This is a genomic window from Aggregatimonas sangjinii, from assembly GCF_005943945.1.
Taxonomy (GTDB): domain Bacteria; phylum Bacteroidota; class Bacteroidia; order Flavobacteriales; family Flavobacteriaceae; genus Pelagihabitans; species Pelagihabitans sangjinii.
Genome location: NZ_CP040710.1, coordinates 768,585 through 783,995, shown reverse-complemented (window position 1 = coordinate 783,995; position 15,411 = coordinate 768,585). Strand labels below are relative to the sequence as shown.

The following is a 15,411-nucleotide window of genomic DNA, read 5'->3' as shown; positions in this document are numbered from 1 at the left end:
CAATTTCGGGGAAAAAACAAAATAATGGCAAAAGAAAATAACAATACTGGTAAAAAACCGAAGTTTAGTTCATGGTGGATCTATGGTCTTATCATCGTTTTGATACTCGGATTTCAGTTCCTGAATAGCGATAATTTCGCAAATACCAAGAAAACGACCACTTCGGAACTCCAGGAATACCTTAGAAATGGTGATGTTAAGGAGATATTGATCATTACCAACGCCAGACAGGCAAAGGTTTTCCTTACCGACGAAGCGTTGAATAAAGATGTGCATAAAGACGTATCCGAAAAGCCCTTTTCGATCAACTCGGCAAAGGTACCCCAGTATCTTGTGAACTACGGTGACCTTCAGAACTTTGAGAACGAGATAAAGACGATTAAGAAAGAGAATAATCTGGATACGATCGTAGACAACGACCAAGAGTCAGATGTGCTTGGTAACCTAATTGTCACCATTTTGCCTTTTGTTTTGATTATCGGTATTTGGATCTACCTCATGCGCCGAATGTCAGGTGGCGGTGGCGGTGGCGCCGGAGGTCAGATTTTCAATATTGGTAAATCGAAGGCAAAGCTCTTTGATGAAAAGACCGACACCCGCACTTCCTTTAAGGATGTGGCCGGTTTGGAAGGTGCAAAAGAAGAAGTCGAGGAAATTGTAGAATTCCTTAAATTTCCCGATAAATATACCTCTCTGGGTGGTAAAATACCGAAGGGTGCACTGCTTGTAGGCCCTCCAGGAACGGGTAAGACACTTTTGGCAAAGGCTGTTGCAGGGGAAGCCAAAGTGCCTTTCTTTTCTTTATCGGGTTCCGATTTTGTCGAAATGTTCGTAGGGGTCGGAGCCTCTAGGGTTCGTGACCTTTTTAAACAGGCCAAAGACAAATCTCCCGCGATTATTTTTATCGATGAGATAGATGCTATCGGTCGTGCAAGGGGAAAGAATAATTTTACGGGGTCTAATGACGAGCGTGAAAATACATTGAACCAGTTGCTTACCGAAATGGATGGTTTCGGCACGAATACAAACGTTATTGTATTGGCCGCTACCAACCGCGCAGATGTGCTTGACAAGGCACTCATGCGTGCGGGTAGGTTCGATAGGCAGATTTATGTAGACCTTCCCGATATTCGTGAACGAAAAGAGATTTTCGAGGTTCACCTTAGACCGATTAAAACTTCCGAGGCTCTGGATTTGGATTTCCTAGCCAGACAAACCCCAGGATTTTCCGGTGCCGATATCGCGAACGTTTGTAACGAGGCGGCCTTGATTGCCGCCCGTAAAGAGAAAAAGGCGGTCAATAAACAGGATTTCCTGGATGCTGTTGACCGAATCGTCGGCGGATTGGAAAAGAAGAACAAGATAATTACGCCCGGCGAGAAGAAGACCATTGCATATCACGAAGCTGGTCATGCCACCGTAAGTTGGATGTTGGAACATGCCGCTCCGTTGGTAAAGGTCACCATCGTGCCTAGGGGACAATCTTTAGGGGCAGCTTGGTACCTTCCCGAAGAGCGTTTGATCGTGCGTCCGGAGCAGATGAAGGATGAAATGTGTGCCACTTTGGGCGGCAGGGCCGCCGAAAAAGTGATTTTCAATAAGATTTCGACCGGAGCATTGAGCGATTTAGAGAAAGTAACCAAACAGGCACGTGCCATGGTTACCGTTTATGGCCTTAATGATAAAATCGGAAATCTCACCTATTATGATTCGTCAGGTCAGAACGATTATGGCTTTTCCAAACCTTATTCGGAAGATACCGCACATACGATCGATATGGAAATATCAAAATTAATCGAGGAACAGTATGTACGTGCCATTAAAGTATTGGAAGATAACAAGGATAAGCTTACCGTTTTGGCGGAGCGCCTTTTGGAAAAAGAGGTGATTTTTAAGGAAGACCTCGAAAAGATATTCGGTAAAAGACCCTTCGAAGGCAAGGACGACGCTGTAAAACAAGCGGCCGAAGGAATGATTACCCCGGATACCGAAGAGGTTCCCGTTAAAGAGACTGTTTCGCCGAGCGACAAAGAGGACAAGCAAAATAAAATTTAGGAATTAACGTTTTTCTAGTATTGATGCACCTTGGTGTGTACACAATAAGATTACATGGGGCTGTTGGACAAATTATTCGGAGGTGGCAAAAAAAAGGTTTCCAAGGAAACATCGGAAACCCGTGGGCAACATATGCCTGACTTGAATATACCTGTAGACGAAAAGTTTACTATCCACTTCAGGAAAAATGGCGGTAAATTTCTGTACTGCGATTCTTTTAAAGAGGTTTCCGAAGCATTGAAAAATGTAATTGCAGAAAACGGCTGGGAACGGATTCCCTTTTTTGCAATGGACCCCAAACTAGAAAAAAAATTTTCCGCCGATCACCTCACCTTTACCGATAAGCACAAGCAAAGTGAGGTTTTCTTTACTACTTGCGAACATTTGATCGCCCAAAACGGATCTATTCTTGTGTGCTCGAATCAATTGATGGAACGCAAGCTCAATGAACTGCCTAGCAACGTGATCGTATTCGCGACCACAAGCCAATTGGTAGAATCGATTGGGGAGGGTCTGAAGAAAATAAAGAAAAAATACGGGCACAGTATACCCGCAAATATCACGACCCTCAAACACTTTCAGGCCAACGAAGAAAATTCGGATGATTTTCTGACTTATGGCAGCAGTTCCAAAAATTTGTATCTTTTGCTTTTGGAAGACCTATAATATGAAGGAAATCTTAAGGCGAGCACTTACTGGGGCCGTATTTATAATTCTCTTACTTTCCGCTATTTTCCTTAACTCGGATGCTTTTGATTTTCTGCTGATGATATTCGGCCTAGCCTGTATCTATGAATACAAACGCATGGTCGGTCTTCGAGGCTATTATATTTTCATTGCCTATTTGATTCTATGGTGGATTTTCATTTATCTAGTGAAGGAGGTAAACACCATACCTATTAATATACTTTTGGGAATTACTATCGCGGTAGACTTGGCACTACTCTATTTTCTCTTTAGTAAAAAAGGAACCACGTTTAATACCTTTCAAAAATTCGTAGTAGGGCTTTTCTATATCGGTGGTGGATGTATCTTTTTAACGATGATACCCTACAAGAACGATGAGTTCGCAAAGTTGTTGATAATGGGTATTTTTATACTGATTTGGGTAAATGACTCGTTTGCCTACCTCGTCGGGAGGAGCCTTGGCCGTACCAAACTGTTTCCCTCGGTTTCCCCTAAAAAAACGATCGAAGGTGCCATTGGCGGACTTGCTTTTACCTTAGGAGCCGCTTATTTTATGGCGAAATACGAGCCTATAGTAAATGTGGGCCAATGGATGACGTTGGCGGCCGTTATCGTAATCGCTGGTAATCTGGGTGACCTGGTCGAATCGAAATTAAAAAGGGTCGCTGGAGTAAAGGACAGTGGCGCCTTGCTTCCCGGACACGGAGGCATGTTAGACCGTTTAGACAGTTTGGTATTTGCGGCTCCGTTCGCGTACCTAATATTAAATTTATTTACGAATGTTTCATAGAGAAGGACAAAAAATAATTGTGATTACTTTTATCTTGGTGGTAGCGGCAATTTTACTTGCGCAATTTTTCGTTCCTTACCCAGGGTTGCGAATCGCCATCCAAATAGTAGCCCTTTTGCTTTTAGTTGCGGTGCTGCAGTTTTTTAGAAATCCGAAACGGATTCCTATAAAGAGTTTTAGCGAAATTATCGCCCCTGCCGATGGTAAGGTGGTCGTTATAGAGGAAGTGGAAGAAACCGAATACTTTAACGATAAGCGCATACAGGTCTCCATTTTCATGTCGCCCATCAATGTGCACGTAACACGCTATCCCGCTAGTGGTGAAGTAAAATATTCGAAATACCATCCCGGAAAATACTTGGTTGCTTGGCATCCGAAATCTAGTACCGATAATGAGCGTACGACGGTCGTTATCCACACCCCGATGTTCGGCGATATTCTGTATCGTCAGATCGCGGGGGCAATGGCAAGGCGAATTGTCAATTATGCGGAAGTTGGTGAAAGTGTGCAGCAGGGTGAAGATGCCGGTTTTATAAAATTCGGTTCGCGAATAGATCTTTTCCTACCTTTAGACTGTGGTATAGCTGTACAGCTTAACCAAACCGTTAAAGGAGCCAAGACCTGCATCGCAGCAGTACTAGAAAAAAATGAAGAACGAGAAATTATATAAAAACTTTAGCGAAGCGGTGCAATTCGTGAACAATTACGAAGGTCAATTACCGGCCGATGTCAAGCTGAAACTTTATGCGTTCTATAAAATCGCCAATGAGAACAAAAATCACCCAGGCAGTAAAACCCCTTTGATCAACGCTTTTAAGGCCAACGCTTTGATACAGGCTAAAAATCTAAGCAGAAAAGAAGCGATGACGGCTTATGTAAAACTTGCGAAATCGCTGCGCTAGCATCGTGTTACTCGTATAGATCGTTCAGATCGGCCTGACTGAGGTCATAAAAAAGCGCTCCCATTTTTTCGGTGACATCCTTGAAAAAACGTTCTCCTTTTTCCTTTGTTGCCTTATGTGGATTGCCCACACCTGTATCCTCACTTATTTTAGACCATTGGCGTTCCGCCCACATCCAACCGTCGGAAAAAGCTTTTATCTTATATTTTTTGTCTTTTCCATCGCCCCACTTTTCCTTGGGTAAAACCAGATCGGGTCTTAGAAATTGTATGATACTCGTCTCCATTTCATCGGCATGATCGCCTTTTTCTTCAAAATAGGCATATTTGTCGACCACTTCCGTCCATATGGAAAGGCAGATGAACATCTCCGGGAATTTCAACCCCAACTCCCGAATGAGCGGTTTAAAGTTATTACCACCGTGACTATTAAAGACCAGCAGTTTTTTGATTCCCTGTCGGTTCAGTACTTCAACAACATCCGACAGGATCGCGAATTGCGTACTGGGATTCAGGTTGATATCCAAATAGATATCCCGCTGTCCTGTATTTACCCCGAAAGGTATGGTAGGTAACACAACGACTTTCCCTCCTCTTTCCCAAGCCACTCGTGCGGCTTCCGCCGCAAACGCATCTGCCTCGATATTATCGGTCGCATATGGTAAGTGATAGTTGTGCGCCTCGGTAGCGCCCCAGGGTAGTACTGCTAAATCAAATGAGGCGTCTTTTAAGGCCTCCCAGTTGGTTTCGGCGAGAATATAGGGTCTCATAGCTATAGTTTATACTACAAACTTAACAAGCTATCCCTATTCTGCAAGCATATCGGACGCTTTTAAAAGGGCACAAGGCAGCGAGTGTTACAATCTGCTTTATTCAAAAATATCGAGGTAATACGCACAGGTATATTGATCGCAGAGGTCATTTCGCTCTTTTAACCGCCAATACTTTCGGTTACCGGTTTTTCTAAATGTATAGGATACCTGCCTATCCAGCAGACCACAGCAACCTTCGGTAAACAGTTTAAGACGCCCTTTAAAGTTGAAATTTCGGCTATCGATAATGGTAATCGTGCCTTCCATCAGGAGATATTCTTCCTTGTCATCGGAGTACTGTTCCCCTTTGATGTAAAGCACGCCATCTTTTTCGGTTATTTCAGCGGTTCCATATCCATCATAGATAAATTGTACCCCGAACTGATGCGTACCTATTAGGTTTGGGAAGATATCCTTTTGTGCGTTGACTGAAAAAAGGCACATCCCTGTAAAACACAGTATTGCAATCAATTTGTTCATAGCAAAGGATTTTCGATTTAAATGGTTCACTACCGATGGTTTTAAAGCCATCCGTGCTGGAGAAGGTCACAATCGTTTATGGTAATCCTAAATGGATACTGTATGAAATTTGAAGTTAATCAATTTCGATTACACGGGTGCCCGAAAATTTATCATGCCAGCCCACCCCGTCGTTCGCCAAAAATGAAAATGCGTTGAACGGAATACAACGACAAAGTGATCGAGTGAGGACAACCGAAAAATTAGGTCGATCGCCATCTTCGGTCACCACCTTGGTCTTCGTGAAAAACTTACCGATAGAACGACCGGTAACCCCTTCAAAAAAAGAATAATAAATTATCGCAAGAACACTGCCCAACAACCATTCTATCAGTCGGTTATCCTCATAAAGAAAGGACAGAAACACAGGGTCTATGAATTCGGCCAAAATGCCTATCATCAAACCAAACAACAAGCCGAGACCGATTACAAAAATCTGGTCGATAAGGTAATTGGCGAATCGTTGGCCCTGACTAGCCACTTTACTATCTACGGAACTTAAGATGGCATCTTCTTCCGTACGCTTCTTAAGCTTCGGATTTTCAATGAAGGTTTCGCAACGTTCTTCAAAGTCGGCCAAATTATCGGTGAGCCCGCAAATGATTCCCCGATTCAAATCTTTCTTTTGATGTTGGCATATTTTGCACGACTGTAACTGTTCTTTTCTTGTCATCTGTTTCGCAAATGGTTTGGAAAAAGACAACGTTCAAAATTGAGTTTGAATCGAATTTTTTCGACCAACTACCAACATTTCGACAATATGTACGCGCTGAACCTATTTCTGGATTCTTGGCCGGTTACACTTTGCTCTTTTGCATTGTGTATTCCTTCTCGAAATAAGTAAAAAAGAATCCGCCGAAAATAGTGATGAGAAAATACAATGCGACCAGACCACTTCCAAAAAAGAAATATTCGTTTATTCCAAACCAGTCGCCGGTAAAACCAATAAGCGCCAGACCAAGCACACCTCGAGCCAATTCAATCCATACGGCATAATTGCTTCGGTCCATTAAGGTAGTATAGCCATAAATTCCTATGAAGATAAAGGCACCGCAAAGCAGCAGCCCGGATAGCCCGATTTTTGAATAATTGAAGAACATGAAGAGCAAGAGCAACAGACTGAAAAGCATCTGAAATATAGAGTAGCCTTTGAGCGTCTTACTGGCCGGGGTTTCGTAACGGTCGAATTCGTAAACATTCGTTATTATCCGGATTGGATATGCAGCCTTTACGTCTGCCGGACGCCAACCCGTTGGCATGAACCAAATCCGTAATTTATCCCAGTAGCTTTGCGTACGCCAGGCATCTTTAATCAAACGCCAAAGATGTTGAAAATTGATGAGTACCGGATTCCACGTAGCAGCCGGTTTCAAAACGCCATATTGAGGCGGAACATCATCCAGTTCTTCCTGAAAAGTTCCGAACCAACGATCCCATATACAAAGAATCTGACCCAAGTTTTTATCGATATATTCCGGGTTGATGGCATGATGTACCCGATGTTGTGATGGGGTAATGATGACATATTCCAACCACCCCATCTTGCCAATGTGCTGCGTATGGTACCAAAACTGACCAAAAAGGTGGATGGGGCCTAAAATGGCAATGACCTTATAGGGAACTCCAAGTATTGCGGCTGGCAACAAGAACAACGGAAAGTACCCAATAAGATTCGAGATGGACTGGCGCAGTGCACAAGCTAGATTAAATTCCTCGCTACTGTGATGAATGACATGCTGGTTCCAGAAAAAATTTACTTTGTGACTGAGTCTATGGTTCCAATAACCTGCAAAATCAAGAGCAAAAAACGCGATCAACCAGACCAGCCAGGTGGCCTTAATTTCCATTATTGCCAGATGCTCAACCAAATAGGGATAGGATACGAGCACTAACCCTAAACCAAGGGAATCTTTGATAATATTGGTAAAACCCGAACTAATGCTCGAGACGCTATCCAATACCTTATGTTTTTGATTTTTAACGAAATACCCATAGCAGATTTCGATGGCCAAAAGCACCATAAAAAAAGGAATGGCATAAAGAAGTGCCTGTGCGTAAGTCTCCATTTTAAGAATTGGTATTCAGGCAAATATAACCAAAATGAACCCGTTCAACACTACTGGATACTGTTAGAATTATAGGCAATCATAACCTTCAACAGATTTTTTATGCCGGACCAACGACCTACCTCTCCGTTATAGAATATCTAAAATACACGAAGATCAAGCTACGACAGTTTCATCTCAAAATAACAAACATCGGCGTTATGGTAATGACTGGGCAGAGTATTCACTTTCTGAAGCTTTTGCATCCCTAAGAACTCAAATCCCGCTTTGGTATAATGCCTTATCAATTTGATATTGTTGCCACAGGTGTCGAGACGTATGTATTGTTTCCCTTTTGACGTTGCATAGGACTTTGCCCATTCAACAAGGTCGGCAATAAGATTATTCCCTCTAAAATCCGGATCAACTGCGATACGGTGAACATAAATGGAAGGCATATTGTCCTTTTCTCCCCAAATTTCGGGGTCGTTATAGGTAATGGCCCAGATACAGGCTATTTTCCCTTCAATCGTTAATTTGAACTGCCTTTGCTCTTTAATTTCTTTTTGAACCAACTCCCGTTCAAAGTCAGGCCAAACATTATCCGCAAATTTTAGCCGCTGGTATTCGGTTGCGATCCTATACAATCTAAAAATACTATCGATATCTTTCGAGGTACTGTGCTGTATTTTCAATTGGCCGCTATTTGTAATCCCCTAAAGTACGGAGTAGGGATCCCGATAATTTATTGATCTTATCGGTTCCCAGGCCTAAAGCTGAAACATTGGACAATACGATTACCCCATTCTTGTTTTCACAATCAATGATCATCGAAGCGGTATAACCTCCAGTTCCGCCGTCGTGCGTATGCAATGTTTGACCAGTATCGGTCTTATATATAAACCAGCCAAGGCCTACGCCGGTATCCTCCTTCATATCGGCCGTCTTAGTTCGGGTCAATACCATTTCGGCGTTGGCCGAGTCGAATTGCGCCAGCGCAAATTTGGTCAGATCCTCCGTACTCGAAACGATACCCCCTGCACCGACTAGAATGGCCAAATCCCAATTAGGAACGATGGTACCGCCATTTCTTCCGGGTACCAACAACGCACCTACCTCGGACCGATCGGCCGTAGTATGCTCCATTCCATATTTGTTCGTTATCCTATTTTGAAGTAGGGTCTGGTAGTCCGTTTTTTCGATTTGGGACAGGGTGTACCCCAATAATCCAGCCCCAAGATTCGAATATTCGAACTGTCCTGGTGCAATACCTTCGGCCAGATTCATCGTATCCTTTAAATATGTTTTTAATTTTATCTCGTCGTATTCCGCATAGGGGTTGTTGCGATGGATAAAGTCCAACACCAAATTGGTCGGTAACCTAGGAAGACCGGAAGTGTGGTTCGCCAAGCTTTGAAAAGTAACCCGTTGGTCATCCTTAAACGAAATCGGCAAGTAGTCGTTGATAGCGTCGGTCAACTTCACTTTATCTTCCAGTACGAATTGGGCTAGCATGGTGGACGTAAATACTTTTGAAATAGAACCGATTTCGAAGACCTTTTCATGATTATCGATACTAAAAATGGAATCATTCTTTCGGTGGATGCCATAAAAGCGCGTCTCCCCGTTTTTAATTAGGGCAATGGCTATCTGCGATTCTTTGGGCAACTTTTTTACCTTATCGAAAATAGAATCGGCCTCGACACGCGTAATGCCGAATTGTTTTGGGGACTGGGCATCTGTGGCAACTTCGGTTTGGGCGTTCGAGTACCCAACGATAATTAGAAGAAGAAATAAAATAAAATATCTTTTCATATGGAATAGCGTTTATTGCACCGGTTATCCTAAAGATAGTTATTTACCTTTAACCCCTATTCGTTTTACTTTTTTTAACCATTTCTCTCGAAATTGCAAAGTCGACAACCTAAGGGGGCCTATAGCGGTTATGCCTACCTTTTTGATCCCCGCAAATTGGAGTGTAAGTTTTTTCATCGCGAAATGACTTGGGCTTTGGTTAATGAAACGATAATACCATGTAGGCTGATCCATAGTGCAGATGATTCGTGCAGTTTTACCACTAAGATGTTTATCCCACCAGACAGATCCCTCTCTTTTATTGAAAGCAAAGCCAGGCAGCAATACCCGGTCTAGAAATCCTTTCATGATAGCCGGAACCGAACCCCACCAAATAGGATAAATCCATACCAAGTGATTGGCCCATTTGATATTTTCTTGGGCGTCGATCAAATCGGGTTCCAATTCAGTGCGTTTTCGATACCCGAATTGAAGGTTTACATCAAAGTCGAGTTCTGCGATACGAATTTCTCTGACTTCGGCCCCAGACGACAGCGCTCCCTCTTTGTAGGCCTTGGCCAATGCCCAATTAAAACTTTCCTTATCGGGATGGCCATTGATAATCAAAATTTTGAGTTTTTTCATCGTCATTTGTACTTCTCGAAAATTGCCGAATCGAAAGCCGTCCATAAACAAGCTTTTGCACCGATTGCTTTCAGAGTATTGTTTGCCCATGTATTGCAAGTAGTCAACATACTGTAACTGCCTTTAGCTTCGTAAAAGGCATCCGTATGGCCATAGTTCGCGTCGGTTTGGATATTGATGAACTGGCCGTTCGCGGTCTTTTGAAAACTATCCGAAATATGCCATACCAACTTTTGGTATTGTGCCCTACTGATCATGATTCTTTTGCAGCTTTCGCTTTCCGTCATCGTCCGATAGTAGGTTGTATGCATAGCAGTGGTACTCAAGCCCGTCGCCGCTTTAAAGGCTACGGAAAACTTTAGCTCGGCCCAGGTAGGGGTTTGCAGGTAAAAGCCCTTATCTCCCCAACCCATAGCAATGTAGTTATGACTGTTATCGGCGGTTTTGGTGTGCCGATACGGTATCTTTTTGCTCCAATCGATATCATCTGTTTTAACAGGCATTACAATATCGGTATGCACTCCGTTGGTTAGAATATAAATGGCTATTTCTTCGGCAGCATCCGGTTCATGATGTACGGTTATCTTTGATAGGCCGAAACCAATAACCAAATAGAGCACTAGAAAGCCGAGAAAATACAATACCGTTTTCCCGATTATTTTCAGTCCTTTTTTGAAGTAATGCTTGCGGATGGTAAGTTGATTTACTGTCTACGAAGTTACCTATTTTTAACAAAACAGTTTACGGCATTTCTATCAGCGGGATCGAAAAACCCCGGAAAATAGGGTAACATATAGTGTCCCTTAGTCGTATTTTTGAAGGAAAGAAGGCCTTATGTCATTGCCCATAACAACCTTACTGATTTGTTTGTCCCACATTTGTTTTAATCCCTTTGATAACGCAGAAATAATTGACATTGAATTTCTGGGAAGCTACCAAACAGGTCGTGCCCCTTGCGAATGGTTGCCTGATGGTTCCAGAAGATGGGCCGTAACTACGGGCTTTAACATTCAAACGTCACTTCAGGGCGATGTAAAGGTCGCTTATATCGAAATTGAGACTCAAAGCACCCAAAATCTCGTAGTATCACTTCAAGAAGGCGAACTTTATAAGGTGTGTATTACTTTGAGTGCCGAGCGATTTAAAATGTTGAAACTAGGCGAGGAAGCGACTATAGTGCACTACCAAGACCCCATTCTCATAAAGGAGATCAGAAGTATCGTGAGGCATACGGAATAAGGTTTCCCTTTGAAAAGGAATTATCCCCAAAAACGTTATCTTTTATTCAGCTTACTTAATTTCGTAAAATACAGACCCTATTATGATTTTTTTCTTCGGTACACGTGCGGCAAAAATAAAGGAGCGACGTTTAAACAGAACGACCTGTCCCCATTGTAGTACAAGAGATTCCTTCACCGTGTCCACATTTGGCAACTACTTTCATTTTTTCTGGATTCCGATTATCCCCTTGTTCAAAAAACACGTTGCCGAATGTTCACATTGCAGAAAAAGCTATGCCTATTCGCAGTTCACACCTGACATGCGTCATAGCCTGGAAGTAGAAAACAGGAACAATCCTGCTAAACGACCAATTTGGCAAGGCTGTGGATGTCTCGTAATCACCGTGCTCTTTACCATAGTGATGAGTTTATCGTTGTATGGGGTATACCTCCGCTCCAACGGAGAAGAACTTTTCGAGGCGGATGGTGATTCCCGAAAGGTACTGTTGAAGGAGGATATGGAAAAACGGACCACACTGCTTCATCGGGAAAGGGATTCACTTTCCTTTGCCTTAAAAAGTTGTATCGAATTTGATATTGTAAGTGGATTGGATACCGAAAACATCGGCTATTTTACTAAAAAATTAGATGATAAACTTCTAGTGCTATTAAAAATCAGAAATATAGATGAAATCAAAGCGCACTATCGCAAGGATATCGTTGACGTCATCGAAGACTGCATCGATGAAATTGATTTGAACAATACAATCGGTGAATTGTATATCGGTGTAGAGGGCAAATGGAATATGGTGCTGATCAAGACACCGACCGATGCCGATTTGGGCGGCCGTTTCGCTGACGAAAACAAACTCCTACCCTTTTATGGCCCGGAAGAATTTCCCGCAAATACAGAAGGCAGCAACACCGACGACGCGCCAGAAAAGTAGGGATGCCCGTTAGTGGTTCGGATTACCGGTACGCCGTATCAAGCCCATCCCGGAGAAGAAGAAAATAGCGCCTAAAATGCCATAAACGGCAAGTACCTTAAAGTCACCTGAACCATTTACATATAAAACGGCCGCATAAATTAATCCTCCTATACCCAATAAGGTAAGTACTAATCCGAGTATTTTTTTAATATCCATGGGCCTAAAATAACATTTTTTTGGTTTATGAAAGCCGTAGGGCAAATTCAACGGCCTGCTCGGCATGAATTCGAGTGGTATCGAATACCGGGATACCCACATCGCTTGCGTTGATCAATAGTGGAATTTCGGTACAGCCCAAAATAACTCCTTGCGCCCCACTTGAGATAGCTTTATTGATGATGTGCTGATATGTTGTCTTTGATGATATATTCAGTTTGCCATGCACCAGTTCTTTATAGATGATGTCGTGTACCGTTTCCCTATCCTTTTCATTGGGCACCAATACCTCAAGCTCAAAATCGGTTTTTAGAATATTTTTGAAAAAGGGCTTCTCCATTGTAAATTTCGTGCCGAGCAAAAGTACTTTCCGAATACCTTGGGATTGTATTTTCATTCCAGTGGACTGGGCAATATGTATAAACGGAACTGAAATTCCATCGATTATCGCGGCACTACACAAATGCATCGTATTCGTACAGAGCAGAATCAGCTCTGCACCGGCATTTTCAAGGTTCCGCGCGGCGTTTACCATGATACCGTCCAGTGCACTCCAGTCGTTTTGATGCTGTAGCTGTTCGATTTCGGCGAAATCAACGGACTCCATAATACACCTTGCGGAGTGAAAGCCTCCTAAATGTTCCCGTATGCTTTCGTTGATGATCTGATAATATACCACAGACGACTCCCAGCTCATTCCTCCTATCAATCCAATTTTTTTCATGGTCAATGCTATCTTACGGATGCGTATTTTAATTCGAAGCGTATTAAGATACCGATTATAAAGAGCTCCAGGCCAAAATACGTCCAACCGAAGATAGTCAGACTTTGGGAATACCGACATAAAAGTGCGATGGTCAAAAAGCAATACGACAGATTGGCCAAGGCAATACCACGCAGAAAAGGCTTTCTATTACGTCTCAGAAAAAAATAACAGGCGAACGAATACAACGCGAAAATACAGGCTATGACGCTCAGCAGATACAGGACATTTTTTGGCATACCGCAGAGCGGTCCGAAGGAAGGCAAAACTAATCCTAAAAAGAAGGCGGAGACCAAAGCCCCAGAACCATCTAATAGAAATAGGCGTTTTGGGTTCGCTTTTAATTTATAAAATTCCAAGAACTTGTTATTCCCAGTTGATTAATTTCTCCACCTGATTACGAAGTTGCGGAATATCTTTAGATAGTATACCCCAAATAATGGTGTCATCAACTTTGTCATATCCGTGAATAACCCAATTTCTTAGGTCGACTATTCTCCTTGAATTGGAAATCTCAATAGCAGCATCAATCCGTAAAATCCTATTAGTTGCTTCCCCAATAATTTCAAGCTCCCGCTCGACTGCACGTCTTACCAATTTGTTAGAAACATAGGACTTAAAATCCTTCGTTTCGCCTATATATTCATAGATAGAGTCAATGGCCTCTTTCATATCGAATAAGTATTTCAGAACTTCACGCTGCATATAATAGCTGCTTGGTTTCTTCTATACTTGCTATAAAATAAGGATTTGAAAGAGCGTTTTCAGTAATCAAATCTATCTTTCTACCAAACAGCTCCTGTAGTTTATAATGGAGCTCAAAATAATTATCAGTATACTTTTCAATGGAAATATCCTTAAAAGATATTAAAATATCAATATCGCTATCTTCACGAAAGTCCGCTGTACAGGCTGAGCCGTAAACATAAAGGCTTTTTACATCGTATGTTGCACAAAGATTATTCAAATCTTCAATTTTATCTTTTATAATAGATGGCATCATATAACATCACTTAATCAAATATAAGAATTATATGTTGTTCTAATATCTCCGGCCCTTCTATTAAATGAAATTGAAATGGTAATCCATCTACGCCTACCATGGACTATCTGTTGCTTCGGAGCGGTCCTATAGAATAGCTTTTACCGAAAACAAGCCACTCAAGCTCAAAGCAAAGCCTGTTTGCAAGTAGGCCAATTCAATTATAATAGGACTCCAGAGAAAGCGCGATTGTGCTTCATGATGGACTGGGAAAAACTTGCCTTACGGCAGTCAATTTCAAATCTAGATTATCGAGTAAAAAATGGAGAGGCTAAAAGCTTTATGAACCTGACTCAGTGAAAAATGGTGGTCGCATTGTTTTTCGTAGAAAAAAATAGCCACAAGTTTTTAGATATTGAACTGATTTAGAAACAAACTACGAATCGGGCTCATCTTCTTCCTCTTCACCATCGCCATCATCGTCGGAACAATCATCATCCAAACCTTCGTCCGAGAACATACCCATTTCATTCATAAAGGCATTGCGATCAAAAGGAATATCATCATCCGGGTCATGGTCATCATAATTCACCCCGGGCGGATTGAATAAGCCCCATCGGTCAATGAGATAGTTCCCCATGTCAAACGTTTTGACCCATTCGGCGAATAATATCCTGAATTCCTCAACTTCCGCCCTTAGAAAATCAAGATATTCTATCTCTTTGTAACCGTTCATCTGTAAGCCCCGTGCATCGGTAATCAGTTCACGGGCGGCTTTGCGAATAATCGCTGCATTTTCCATCTTAATGTCATACAACATATCACCATAGGCCCCTGCGATCTTCGCGCAAATGGTGTGTGAATTGCGTAGCAGGTATTCTTGATTGTTCTTAAACCATTCTTTTTCATACTCCTCAACTGCCAGACCATCTTCTGCATTAATGGCAACAATACGCTCCACCAATTTCACGATGTCCTGGGCCTTTTTAAAAATTTCGGATTTTCGATGGTCTTGTCTCGGAAGGTTGTCGTCTTCAAACATAGGCACTGATT

Annotated in this window: 21 protein-coding genes; 7 read left to right on the top strand and 14 right to left on the bottom strand. The window is 42.3% G+C overall.

Features of this window, described 5'->3' with window-relative positions; translation table 11 throughout:
- The first annotated feature begins 24 nt into the window (after positions 1-24).
- From ftsH to FGM00_RS03265, 5 genes are read left to right on the top strand one after another with little or no spacing between them, the layout of a single operon-like run.
- On the top strand, positions 25-2,055 hold the full coding sequence (ftsH, locus tag FGM00_RS03285) for an ATP-dependent zinc metalloprotease FtsH (protein ID WP_138851538.1): 2,031 nt from the start codon (positions 25-27) through the stop codon (positions 2,053-2,055).
- A 54-nt stretch (positions 2,056-2,109) separates the two neighbouring features.
- Complete coding sequence (locus tag FGM00_RS03280) at positions 2,110-2,721, top strand: LUD domain-containing protein (RefSeq protein WP_138851537.1); 612 nt, start codon at positions 2,110-2,112, stop codon at positions 2,719-2,721.
- Between the two features lies 1 nt (position 2,722).
- Positions 2,723-3,532, top strand: a complete 810-nt coding sequence (locus tag FGM00_RS03275) for a phosphatidate cytidylyltransferase (RefSeq protein WP_138851536.1) — start codon at positions 2,723-2,725, stop codon at positions 3,530-3,532.
- Positions 3,522-4,202 (top strand): phosphatidylserine decarboxylase family protein, encoded by a 681-nt coding sequence (locus FGM00_RS03270; RefSeq protein WP_138851535.1) that lies wholly within the window; start codon positions 3,522-3,524, stop codon positions 4,200-4,202. The genes FGM00_RS03275 and FGM00_RS03270 overlap by 11 nt, the downstream gene beginning before the upstream one ends.
- Positions 4,180-4,434 (top strand): acyl-CoA-binding protein, encoded by a 255-nt coding sequence (locus FGM00_RS03265; protein WP_138851534.1) that lies wholly within the window; start codon positions 4,180-4,182, stop codon positions 4,432-4,434. The genes FGM00_RS03270 and FGM00_RS03265 overlap by 23 nt, the downstream gene beginning before the upstream one ends.
- A gap of 7 nt (positions 4,435-4,441) precedes the next feature.
- On the opposite strand, the gene FGM00_RS03260 is transcribed toward FGM00_RS03265, so the two are convergent.
- The 8 genes from FGM00_RS03260 to FGM00_RS03225 form a co-directional block, all read right to left on the bottom strand.
- Positions 4,442-5,203 carry a creatininase family protein gene (locus tag FGM00_RS03260; protein WP_138851533.1) on the bottom strand — a complete coding sequence of 254 codons (762 nt, stop codon included), beginning with the start codon at positions 5,201-5,203 and terminating at the stop codon, positions 4,442-4,444.
- A gap of 99 nt (positions 5,204-5,302) precedes the next feature.
- Entirely contained in the window at positions 5,303-5,725 is a 423-nt protein-coding gene (locus FGM00_RS03255) for a hypothetical protein (protein ID WP_138851532.1), read from the bottom strand.
- A 115-nt stretch (positions 5,726-5,840) separates the two neighbouring features.
- On the bottom strand, positions 5,841-6,437 hold the full coding sequence (locus FGM00_RS03250; RefSeq protein ID WP_138851531.1) for an RDD family protein: 597 nt from the start codon (positions 6,435-6,437) through the stop codon (positions 5,841-5,843).
- 124 nt (positions 6,438-6,561) lie between these two features.
- Positions 6,562-7,830 (bottom strand): sterol desaturase family protein, encoded by a 1,269-nt coding sequence (locus FGM00_RS03245; protein WP_138851530.1) that lies wholly within the window; start codon positions 7,828-7,830, stop codon positions 6,562-6,564.
- 161 nt (positions 7,831-7,991) lie between these two features.
- On the bottom strand, positions 7,992-8,504 hold the full coding sequence (locus FGM00_RS03240; protein ID WP_138851529.1) for a GNAT family N-acetyltransferase: 513 nt from the start codon (positions 8,502-8,504) through the stop codon (positions 7,992-7,994).
- 7 nt (positions 8,505-8,511) lie between these two features.
- Positions 8,512-9,624 (bottom strand): serine hydrolase domain-containing protein, encoded by a 1,113-nt coding sequence (locus FGM00_RS03235; RefSeq protein ID WP_138851528.1) that lies wholly within the window; start codon positions 9,622-9,624, stop codon positions 8,512-8,514.
- 39 nt (positions 9,625-9,663) lie between these two features.
- Positions 9,664-10,248 carry an NAD(P)H-dependent oxidoreductase gene (locus tag FGM00_RS03230; RefSeq protein WP_138851527.1) on the bottom strand — a complete coding sequence of 195 codons (585 nt, stop codon included), beginning with the start codon at positions 10,246-10,248 and terminating at the stop codon, positions 9,664-9,666.
- A 2-nt stretch (positions 10,249-10,250) separates the two neighbouring features.
- The gene (locus tag FGM00_RS03225; protein WP_138851526.1) at positions 10,251-10,889 is read right to left on the bottom strand and encodes a TIGR02117 family protein; all 639 of its coding nucleotides are present in this window, start codon (positions 10,887-10,889) and stop codon (positions 10,251-10,253) included.
- 193 nt (positions 10,890-11,082) lie between these two features.
- Here FGM00_RS03225 and FGM00_RS03220 point away from each other — a divergent pair, with 193 nt between their 5' ends.
- Positions 11,083-11,487, top strand: coding sequence for a hypothetical protein (locus FGM00_RS03220; protein ID WP_138851525.1), 405 nt, complete (start codon positions 11,083-11,085; stop codon positions 11,485-11,487).
- Positions 11,488-11,569: 82 nt separating this feature from the next.
- Positions 11,570-12,415 (top strand): zinc ribbon domain-containing protein, encoded by an 846-nt coding sequence (locus tag FGM00_RS03215; protein WP_138851524.1) that lies wholly within the window; start codon positions 11,570-11,572, stop codon positions 12,413-12,415.
- Between the two features lie 9 nt (positions 12,416-12,424).
- Here the strand turns inward: FGM00_RS03215 and FGM00_RS03210 are convergent, their stop codons facing one another.
- The 6 genes from FGM00_RS03210 to FGM00_RS03185 all read right to left on the bottom strand — a co-directional run bounded on the left by FGM00_RS03210 (position 12,425) and on the right by FGM00_RS03185 (position 15,400).
- On the bottom strand, positions 12,425-12,613 hold the full coding sequence (locus FGM00_RS03210) for a hypothetical protein (protein WP_138851523.1): 189 nt from the start codon (positions 12,611-12,613) through the stop codon (positions 12,425-12,427).
- Positions 12,614-12,638: 25 nt separating this feature from the next.
- The gene (locus tag FGM00_RS03205; protein WP_138851522.1) at positions 12,639-13,337 is read right to left on the bottom strand and encodes an aspartate/glutamate racemase family protein; all 699 of its coding nucleotides are present in this window, start codon (positions 13,335-13,337) and stop codon (positions 12,639-12,641) included.
- An 8-nt stretch (positions 13,338-13,345) separates the two neighbouring features.
- Positions 13,346-13,735 carry a hypothetical protein gene (locus FGM00_RS03200; protein WP_138851521.1) on the bottom strand — a complete coding sequence of 130 codons (390 nt, stop codon included), beginning with the start codon at positions 13,733-13,735 and terminating at the stop codon, positions 13,346-13,348.
- 7 nt (positions 13,736-13,742) lie between these two features.
- Positions 13,743-14,081 carry a HepT-like ribonuclease domain-containing protein gene (locus FGM00_RS03195; RefSeq protein ID WP_138851520.1) on the bottom strand — a complete coding sequence of 113 codons (339 nt, stop codon included), beginning with the start codon at positions 14,079-14,081 and terminating at the stop codon, positions 13,743-13,745.
- Positions 14,071-14,379, bottom strand: a complete 309-nt coding sequence (locus FGM00_RS03190) for a nucleotidyltransferase family protein (RefSeq protein WP_236262891.1) — start codon at positions 14,377-14,379, stop codon at positions 14,071-14,073. Before FGM00_RS03190 ends, FGM00_RS03195 begins: the two co-directional genes overlap by 11 nt.
- A gap of 415 nt (positions 14,380-14,794) precedes the next feature.
- Complete coding sequence (locus FGM00_RS03185) at positions 14,795-15,400, bottom strand: hypothetical protein (protein ID WP_138851519.1); 606 nt, start codon at positions 15,398-15,400, stop codon at positions 14,795-14,797.
- Positions 15,401-15,411: the final 11 nt, after the last annotated feature.